Source organism: Streptomyces sp. NPDC004561 (genome assembly GCF_053602155.1).
The window spans coordinates 1-8,556 of sequence record NZ_JBSGDB010000381.1; the positions used below are offsets into that span (position 1 = coordinate 1).

Annotated in this window: 7 protein-coding genes; 2 read left to right on the top strand and 5 right to left on the bottom strand. The window is 72.7% G+C overall.

Annotated elements, in window-relative coordinates; all coding sequences use genetic code 11:
• The first annotated feature begins 333 nt into the window (after positions 1 to 333).
• The gene (locus tag ACWEN3_RS34780; RefSeq protein WP_452979192.1) at positions 334 to 2,457 is read left to right on the top strand and encodes a serine/threonine-protein kinase; all 2,124 of its coding nucleotides are present in this window, start codon (positions 334 to 336) and stop codon (positions 2,455 to 2,457) included.
• 52 nt (positions 2,458 to 2,509) lie between these two features.
• On the opposite strand, the gene ilvD is transcribed toward ACWEN3_RS34780, so the two are convergent.
• From ilvD to ACWEN3_RS34800, 4 genes are all read right to left on the bottom strand, one after another.
• Positions 2,510 to 4,363, bottom strand: coding sequence for a dihydroxy-acid dehydratase (ilvD, locus tag ACWEN3_RS34785; RefSeq protein ID WP_452979195.1), 1,854 nt, complete (start codon positions 4,361 to 4,363; stop codon positions 2,510 to 2,512).
• 156 nt (positions 4,364 to 4,519) lie between these two features.
• Positions 4,520 to 5,125: a TetR/AcrR family transcriptional regulator gene (locus ACWEN3_RS34790; RefSeq protein WP_452979197.1), complete on the bottom strand. Its 606-nt coding sequence runs from the start codon at positions 5,123 to 5,125 to the stop codon at positions 4,520 to 4,522.
• On the bottom strand, positions 5,122 to 5,934 hold the full coding sequence (locus ACWEN3_RS34795) for a sugar phosphate isomerase/epimerase family protein (RefSeq protein WP_452979199.1): 813 nt from the start codon (positions 5,932 to 5,934) through the stop codon (positions 5,122 to 5,124). The genes ACWEN3_RS34790 and ACWEN3_RS34795 overlap by 4 nt, the downstream gene beginning before the upstream one ends.
• 125 nt (positions 5,935 to 6,059) lie before the next feature.
• Positions 6,060 to 6,992 (bottom strand): Ppx/GppA phosphatase family protein, encoded by a 933-nt coding sequence (locus ACWEN3_RS34800; protein ID WP_452979200.1) that lies wholly within the window; start codon positions 6,990 to 6,992, stop codon positions 6,060 to 6,062.
• A 71-nt stretch (positions 6,993 to 7,063) separates the two neighbouring features.
• Here ACWEN3_RS34800 and ACWEN3_RS34805 point away from each other — a divergent pair, with 71 nt between their 5' ends.
• A complete protein-coding gene (locus ACWEN3_RS34805; protein ID WP_452979202.1) occupies positions 7,064 to 7,912 on the top strand; it encodes a hypothetical protein in 849 nt (282 codons plus the stop codon).
• A gap of 25 nt (positions 7,913 to 7,937) precedes the next feature.
• On the opposite strand, the gene ACWEN3_RS34810 is transcribed toward ACWEN3_RS34805, so the two are convergent.
• Positions 7,938 to 8,556: BACON domain-containing protein (locus ACWEN3_RS34810; protein WP_452979204.1), on the bottom strand; the 619-nt coding region annotated here is incomplete at its 5' end.

The window sequence follows — 8,556 nt, forward strand, 5'->3', positions numbered from 1 at the left end:
GGCTGGGAGGTATCGGGTACCGGCGCAGGACAGGGATTCTTGTCCGAAATTCCCTTTCCGCGCAACGGAAGCCCCCGCAGCTTCGGGCGGAGACTGCCGTCGCGGCAGCGGCCGTCTCCGTGTCGCCGGTCTCTTCGACGCGCTCGACAGACATCGAGTGCCTCCCCCCGTTGTTCCCATGGCTCTCATGGGTCCCGTTGATTCCCGCGCGCCGAGCGGTGAAACACCGTGCGCGACTCGCACGCAGACGCTAGCAAGCCGCCTCCGTCTCGTACGAGTCATCGACTAGGCTCCGTGCGTCGCGCGCACGGACGAACAGCACGGGGGTGGTCCATGGCGCCACAGCGCAACACCGGAACGGGCGCGGAAGCGGAACTTCCCGAGTACGCCGGTCACTACCACCTGGAGTCGTGTCTGGGGTCCGGTGGCATGGGGGTCGTGCACCTCGCCCGCAGCACGTCCGGGATGAAGCTCGCGGTGAAGGTCGTACACGCCGAGTTCGCCCGGGATCCCGAGTTCAGGGGCCGGTTCCGGCAGGAGGTGGCCGCCGCCCGAAGGGTGAGCGGTGCCTTCACCGCGCCCGTCGTGGATGCCGATCCGAATGCCGAACGGCCCTGGATGGCCACGCTGTTCATTCCGGGTCCGACCCTGTCCGAGCAGGTGAAGCGGAACGGGCCGATGCCGCCCGCCCAGTTGCGGCGGCTGATGGCCGGGCTCGCGGAGGCGCTGCGCGACATCCATCGGGTGGGGGTCGTGCACCGGGACCTCAAGCCGAGCAACGTGCTGCTCGCCGAGGACGGGCCGAAGGTGATCGACTTCGGCATCTCCCGGCCCACGGACAGTGAACTGCGGACCGAGACCGGGAAGTTGATCGGCACTCCCCCGTTCATGGCGCCCGAGCAGTTCCGGCGGCCGAGGGAGGTCGGGCCGGCGGCGGACATCTTCGCCCTCGGTTCGGTGCTGGTGCACGCGGCGACCGGGCGGGGGCCGTTCGACTCGGACAGCCCGTACGTCGTCGCCTATCAGGTGGTGCACGACGAGCCGGATCTGACGGGGGTGCCGGAGAGCCTGGCGCCTCTGGTGCTGCGCTGCCTCGCCAAGGAGCCGGAGGAGCGGCCGACCCCGGACGAGTTGATGCAGGAGCTGCGGTCGGTGGCCGCCTCCTACGACACCCAGGCGTTCATACCGGCGCAGCGGACGAACGAGGAGGACACCGGCCGGGGTACGCAGGCCGCTTCCCCGCAGAGCGCTTCCCCGCAGGCCGCGGAGCGGCTCGGGAAGCGCCGGGGCAGGCGGGTGACGGCTCTGCTGGGTGCCACGGCGGTCGGCCTGGCCGTGGTCGGCGCCCTGGTCTCGGTGCGGCTGTTCGACGGCACCCGGGACGCGCCCCGGGAGGAGCGGCCGCGGACCGTGTCGGCCGCGTTCGGCTCCTGGTCCGCCGGTCCGGTCGGGGCGGGCAGGGGCATGCCGCACTGCTCCTACGGCGCGGGGAAGCTGCTGTGCGCCCGGCCCGGCGTGGTCTTCGCGCTGTCCCCCACCGACGGCACCCTGCTGTGGCGGCGCTCCGTCGCGACGCGGACCACGAGCGAGCCGCCGGTGCTGTCCGCCGGTCTCGTGCAGCCTTACACGAACGGCGGATCGCGGATCGCGGCCCTCGATCCCGCCTCCGGCAAGCAGGTGTGGCAGCGGAATCTGCCCACGGGCACGACGGTCCACTACGCGGGCGGCACGGCTCTGCTCACGCGTCCCGACGGGACGGTCAGCGGCGTGGACGCGGCGACCGGGAAGACCAGGTGGCGGCGCGGGTTCCCCGGTCAGGGCGCCCCGGCCTTCGTGTCGTTCGCCGGGGACTCCTCGGCGTACACGGCGCTCGCCTCCGCCGACGGTTCGAGCACCCGGGTGGCCGCGGTGGATCCGCGCACGGGGCGGGTGCGCTGGGAGGCCCGGCTGACCGGGACGCTGAAACCGTTCGGCGCCCAGGACGGCTCGGTGTACCTCCTCGCGGTCGACAGCGTCTACGGCAGCGCCAAGGAGGTCGTCCGCTACACGCCCGCCTCGAAGGAGACGCGCCGCGTGAGGCTGCCCGTAGCGCTCGACGACGCCCAGGCGAGCGTGCGCGGAGATCTGGTCCAGCTGCTGGCCGCCGGCGGCTCCCTGGTCGCGGTGGACATGGACGCGCGCAAGCAGCTGTGGCGTCTGGAGACGTCCGTGAGCCGTGGTTCGACGCCGGTCGCGGACGGCGCGCACGTGTACGTCACCGGGGGCGACGGGCGGCTGCTCGCCGTCGACGCCCGCCTGGGGACGCTGGCCGGGCAGACCCGCGCCCGGATGGGGGCGAACGCGTCCCAGGTCGAGGCGGCGCCGGCCGAACCAGTGGTCGCCGGCGGCCATGTCTGCGCCACGGCCCCCGACGGCACGGTCTTCGCCCTCGACGGGCGCGATCCCGCGGCCTGGTGAGACGGCGCAGGGGCCGCCCCCGAGGGAGGCGGCCCCCGCGAGGCGAGGGCGGTCAGCCCAGCTTGCTCACGTCACGGACCGCGCCCTTGTCGGCGCTGGTGGCCATGGCCGCGTAGGCGCGCAGGGCGGCGGAGACCTTGCGGTCGCGGTTCCCGGGGGCGTAGACGCCGTTCAGGGCCTGCTCGCGGCGGGCCAGTTCGGCCTCGTCGACAAGGAGTTCGATCGTCCGGTTCGGGATGTCGATGCGGATGCGGTCGCCGTCCCGGACGAGGGCGATGGTGCCGCCGGAGGCCGCCTCGGGGGAGGCGTGGCCGATGGACAGCCCGGAGGTGCCGCCGGAGAAGCGGCCGTCGGTGATCAGGGCGCAGGTCTTGCCGAGGCCGCGGCCCTTCAGGTACGAGGTCGGGTAGAGCATCTCCTGCATGCCGGGGCCGCCCTTGGGGCCCTCGTAGCGGATGACGACGACGTCGCCGTCCTTGACCTCGTGGGTGAGGATCCGCTGGACGGCCTCCTCCTGGGACTCGCAGACCACCGCCGGGCCCTCGAAGGTCCAGATGGACTCGTCGACGCCGGCCGTCTTGACCACGCAGCCGTCGACGGCCAGGTTGCCCTTCAGCACGGCGAGGCCGCCGTCCTTGGAGTAGGCGTGCTCGGCGGAGCGGATGCAGCCGTTCTCGGCGTCGTCGTCCAGGGCCTCCCAGCGCTCGGACTGGGAGAAGGCCTCGGCTGAGCGCTTGCAGCCGGGGGCCGCGTGCCACAGCTCGACCGCCTCGGGGGAGGGCGAGCCGCCGCGCACGTCCCAGGTCTTCAGCCAGTCGCCCAGGGACGGGCTGTGGACGGCGTGAACGTCCTCGTTCAGCAGACCCGCGCGGTGCAGTTCGCCGAGGAGGGCGGGGATGCCGCCGGCGCGGTGCACGTCCTCCATGTAGTACGTGCGGTTCTTCGCGACGTTCGGGGCGACCTTGGCGAGGCAGGGGACGCGGCGGGAGACGGCGTCGATCTGCTCCAGGCCGAAGGGGACGCCCGCCTCCTGGGCGGCGGCGAGCAGGTGCAGGATCGTGTTGGTGGAGCCGCCCATCGCGATGTCCAGGGCCATGGCGTTCTCGAAGGCCTGGAAGGTGGCGATGTTGAGCGGCAGGGCCGACTCGTCGTCCTGCTCGTAGTAGCGGCGGGTGAGGTCCATGACCGTGCGGGCCGCGTCCTCGTAGAGCCGGCGGCGGGCGGTGTGGGTGGCGAGGACCGAGCCGTTGCCGGGCAGGGACAGGCCGATCGCCTCGGTGAGGCAGTTCATCGAGTTGGCGGTGAACATGCCGGAACAGCTGCCGCAGGTCGGGCAGGCGTTCTCCTCGATGCGGAGGATGTCCTCGTCGGAGATCTTGTCGTTGACGGCGTCGGAGATCGCGTCGACCAGGTCGAGGGTGCGGACCGTGCCGTCGACGAGCGTGGCGCGGCCGGACTCCATGGGGCCGCCGGAGACGAAGACGGTCGGGATGTTCAGGCGCAGGGCCGCCAGCAGCATGCCCGGGGTGATCTTGTCGCAGTTGGAGATGCAGACGAGGGCGTCGGCGCAGTGGGCCTCGACCATGTACTCGACCGAGTCCGCGATCAGGTCGCGGGAGGGCAGGGAGTACAGCATGCCGCCGTGGCCCATGGCGATGCCGTCGTCGACCGCGATGGTGTTGAACTCGCGCGGGATGCCGCCCGCCTCCCTGATCGCCTCGCTGACGATCCGGCCGACCGGCTGCAGATGGGTGTGGCCCGGCACGAACTCGGTGAAGGAGTTCGCGACCGCGATGATCGGCTTCCGGCCGATGTCCGCACCGGGTACACCGGAGGCACGCATAAGGGCGCGGGCGCCCGCCATGTTGCGGCCGTGGGTGACTGTGCGGGACCTCAGCTCGGGCATCGTCGCTCGCTCCTTCGAAGACCTTCTGGCGATGAGTCCAGAGAGTTGTGACTCCCTCCCGAGACTACGCCGCCGCTCCAAGGACTGGACAAGCTTGTCCGGAATGCGGGATGCGCGTTTCACCGGCGGGCGCCCCGCGCCGTCGGCCGGCCGCGGTCAGGGAGCCGTCAGGTGGTGCTGCACCACGGGTGCCACCCGCGCGATGATCTGCTCCAGGTCCGCCGAGGCCACGGGCTCCAGCCTGATCACGTACCGGAGCATCGCCGTGCCCACGACCTGGGCGGCGGCAAGGGCGGCGCGCAGCTCCGGGTCCGGCAGGTCCAGCTGGGCGGCGATGCGGCGCATCAGCTGGGCGGCGATCAGCCGGCGCAGGACGGCGGCGGCGGTGTCGTTGTTCAGCGCCGAGCGGACGATGGCCAGCAGCGGCGTACGGGTCGTGGGGTTCTCCCAGACGCCGAAGATGAAGCGGGTCAGCCGCTCCCCCACTCCGTCCAGGGGGCCCTCGGCGACGGCGTTCGGCGCGTTCAGCGCGGGGGCGAAGGCGACCGCGACGGCCGCCTCGAAGACCTGCTCCTTGGTGCCGAAGTAGTGGTGGACGAGCGCGGAGTCCACGCCCGCCGACTTGGCGATCCCGCGGACGGACGTCTTGTCGTACCCGCGTTCGGAGAACTCCGCGCGGGCCGCCGTGAGGATGCGGTCGCGGGTGTCGCCGGACTCGGTGCGCGGCGGACGGCCCCGCCGGCGCGCCGTGGTCTCGTTCATCGCCGGGGCACCCGCACCGCTGCGGCCAGGTGCTTGCGCGTGAAGGCCAGGGCCTCGGCGAGGTCCGCCTCGCGCTCGGCGCCGGACATCGCCCGCCGGGTGTTGACCTCGATGACGACATGGCCGTCGAACCCGGTCACCGCGAGGCGCTCCAGCACCTCGGCGCAGGGCTGGGTGCCGCGGCCCGGCACCAGGTGCTCGTCCTTGGCCGAGCCCCGCCCGTCGGCGAGGTGGACGTGGCCGAGCCGGTCGCCCATGCGGCCGATCATGTCCAGGGCGTCGGAGCGGGCGGTCGCCGTGTGGCTGAGGTCGATCGTGAAGTGCCGGTAGTCGTCGTGGGTGACGTCCCAGTCGGGGGCGTAGGCGAGCATCTCGCGGTCGCGGTAGCGCCACGGGTACATGTTCTCGACGGCGAACCGCACGTCCGTCTCGTCCGCCATCCGCCAGACCCCGTCGACGAAGTCCCGGGCGTACTGCCGCTGCCAGCGGAAGGGCGGGTGCACGACGACGGTGGAGGCGCCCAGTTTCTCCGCGGCCGCCTTGGCCCGCTGGAGCTTGACCCACGGGTCCGTGGACCAGACCCGCTGGGTGATCAGCAGACAGGGGGCGTGGACGGCGAGGATCGGGACGCCGTGGTAGTCCGACAGCCGGCGCAGCGCCTCGATGTCCTGGCTGACCGGGTCGGTCCACACCATGACCTCGACGCCGTCGTAGCCGAGGCGCGCGGCGATCTCGAAGGCCGTCGCCGTCGACTCCGGATACACGGAGGCTGTCGACAGCGCGACGGGAACGTCCCTGGGTTCAGCCACGGGTGCCACCTTAAGGGGTTCCACCGCGAGGGTGTTGGGTGTCCGTTCGCCGTTGTGAGGTTTGCCATTCAGGAGGACGCGCGTTCGCCGTGGTCGCTCGCGCGGTTCCCGGCGCCCCTCGGGGGTCAGGCGCTTCCCATGTGATCAAGGCGCCTGAGGATCACGCCCTCGCGCAGGGCCCAGGGGCAGATCTCCAGGTTCTCCACGCCGAAGAGGTCCATCGCGCCCTCGGCGACCAGGGCGCCCGCGAGGAGCTGGCTCGCCCGGCCGTCCGAGACTCCGGGGAGTTCCGCGCGCTGGTCCGCCGTCATGCCGGACAGGCGGGGGACCCAGGCCTCCAGGGACTCGCGCTTGAGCTCGCGCTGGACGTAGAGGCCCTCGGCGCTGCGGGCGGCGCCGGCGATGCGGGCCAGCTGCTTGAAGGTCTTGGAGGTGGCGACGACGTGGTCGGGGGCGCCGAAGCGGCTGAATTCTCCGACCGTGCGGGCGATCTGCGCGCGGACGTGGCGGCGCAGGGCTCGCACGGCCTCGGGGTCGGGCGGGTCGCCGGGCAGCCAGCCCGCGGTGAGCCGGCCGGCGCCGAGCGGCAGCGAGGCGGCCGCGTCCGGCTCCTCGTCTATGCCGAAGGCGATCTCCAGGGAGCCGCCGCCGATGTCCAGGACCAGCAGCTTTCCGGCGGACCAGCCGAACCAGCGGCGGACGGCGAGAAAGGTCAGACGGGCCTCCTCGGCGCCGCTGAGCACCTGGAGCCGTACGCCGGTCTCGTCGGCCACGCGCGCGAGGACGTCGTCGGCGTTGCTCGCCTCGCGCACGGCCGAGGTCGCGAACGGCAGCAGGTCCTCGACGCCCTTGTCCTCGGCGGCCTGGAGGGCGTCCCGCACGACACTGATCAGCTTCTGTATCCCGTCGTCGCCGATGGCGCCGCTGCCGTCGAGGAGCTGGGCCAGCCGCAGGTCGGCCTTGTGCGAATGCGCGGGCAGCGGGCGCGCGCCGGGGTGGGCGTCCACCACCAGCAGATGCACCGTGTTCGAACCCACGTCCAGGACACCGAGTCTCATGTACGGAACGCTACTGCCAGATCGTCGGCGCTCGGTCCCCGGAGCGGGCCCCGGCCACTTACCCTGGACGGGTGCCAAAGACGAACAAGGCGAAGAGCGACAAATCCGCCAAGGGATCGAGGGGTTCTTCGCAGGCGAAGGCGCCCCGGACGAGGAAGGCCCCGAAGGTGAGCGACGAGAAGGGGCTCGACTTCGCGCGCGCCTGGGTGGAGTTTCCCGATCCGGCGGACGACGAGCAGGTCTTCCGCTGCGATCTGACATGGCTGACCTCTCGCTGGAACTGCATCTTCGGCAGCGGCTGCCAGGGCATCCAGGCCGGCCGCGCGGACGACGGGTGCTGCACGCTGGGTGCCCACTTCTCCGACGAGGACGACGAGAAGCGGGTCGCCGGTCATGTGGCCCGGCTCACCCCGGAGATCTGGCAGCACCACGACGAGGGCATGCGGGACGGCTGGGTCTCCCAGGACGAGGAGGGCTCCCGGCAGACCCGGCCCTTCCAGGGCTCGTGCATCTTCCAGAACCGGCCCGGCTTCGCGGGCGGCGCGGGCTGCTCGCTGCACATCCTCGCCCTGAAGGAGGGCCGGGAGCCGCTGGAGACCAAGCCTGACGTGTGCTGGCAGCTGCCGGTCCGGCGGACGTACGACTGGATCGACCGGCCGGACGACACCCGGGTGCTGCAGGTCTCCATCGGCGAGTACGACCGCCGGGGTTGGGGTCCGGGCGGTCACGACCTGCACTGGTGGTGCACCTCGGCGACCTCGGCGCACGGCGCGGGCGAGCCGGTGTACGTCTCCTACCGTGCCGAGCTGACCGAGCTGATGGGCAAGGCGGGCTACGACCGGCTGGTCGAGCTGTGCGAACAGCGCCTGGCCTCGCAGCTGCCCCTGCTCGCGCCTCATCCGGCGGATCCCGCGCCGTAGCTCCCGGCCCCGTGCGTCCGGCCGCTCAGCTGCCCGACGGACTCGGGGTCCCGTCGCCGGACGGGGTCGGTGGCGGGGTCGCGGAGCCGGTCGGGGGCGGGTCGGGCGTGCCCGAGGGCGGGTCCGTGGGGGACGGCGGCCGGCTGGCCGGCGGATCCGTGGAGGGCGTGCCGGACGGTGTCGGGGCGGGGCCGGCGCTCGACGGTGGCGACGAGGGCCGGGTGGGGGCGGTGCCGTAGCCGTCGATGGTGACCACCGCGCCGGCCGGGGCGATCGCCACCTGTGCGTGCCAGTGGCCGGCGGGCTCGCGCAGATGGTCGACGTAGACCTTGATCGTCGCCTGCTCACCGGGCCGGAGGGTTCCCGAGGACTGGCTGAGATAGAGCCAGCCCGTCGTGGTGGCCGCGGACCAGCGCACCGGGGCGGAGCCGGAGGCGGTGAGGGTGATCAGGGTGGTGTCGCCGTCGTTGGCCGCGCCGACCGCGAGGTGGCCGGCGCCCTTGGCGCCGGCTCCGGCGACGCTGACGACCTCCACGGAGACGTCCGGCCTGCCGTCCCTGCCGAGGTGGGCGCGGGGCTTCACGCTGGCGTTGCCCGCGTTCTCGTAGCCGCCCGCGGTGTCGCCGCCGATCGCGTCGGGGCCC

What these genes read in the sequence shown, in the direction of transcription:
- ACWEN3_RS34780 (WP_452979192.1), top strand. Translation starts at nt 334, where the DNA reads ATGGCGCCACAGCGCAACACCGGAACGGGCGCGGAAGCGGAACTTCCC.
- ilvD (WP_452979195.1), bottom strand. Translation starts at nt 4,363, where the DNA reads ATGCCCGAGCTGAGGTCCCGCACAGTCACCCACGGCCGCAACATGGCG.
- ACWEN3_RS34790 (WP_452979197.1), bottom strand. Translation starts at nt 5,125, where the DNA reads ATGAACGAGACCACGGCGCGCCGGCGGGGCCGTCCGCCGCGCACCGAG.
- ACWEN3_RS34800 (WP_452979200.1), bottom strand. Translation starts at nt 6,992, where the DNA reads ATGAGACTCGGTGTCCTGGACGTGGGTTCGAACACGGTGCATCTGCTG.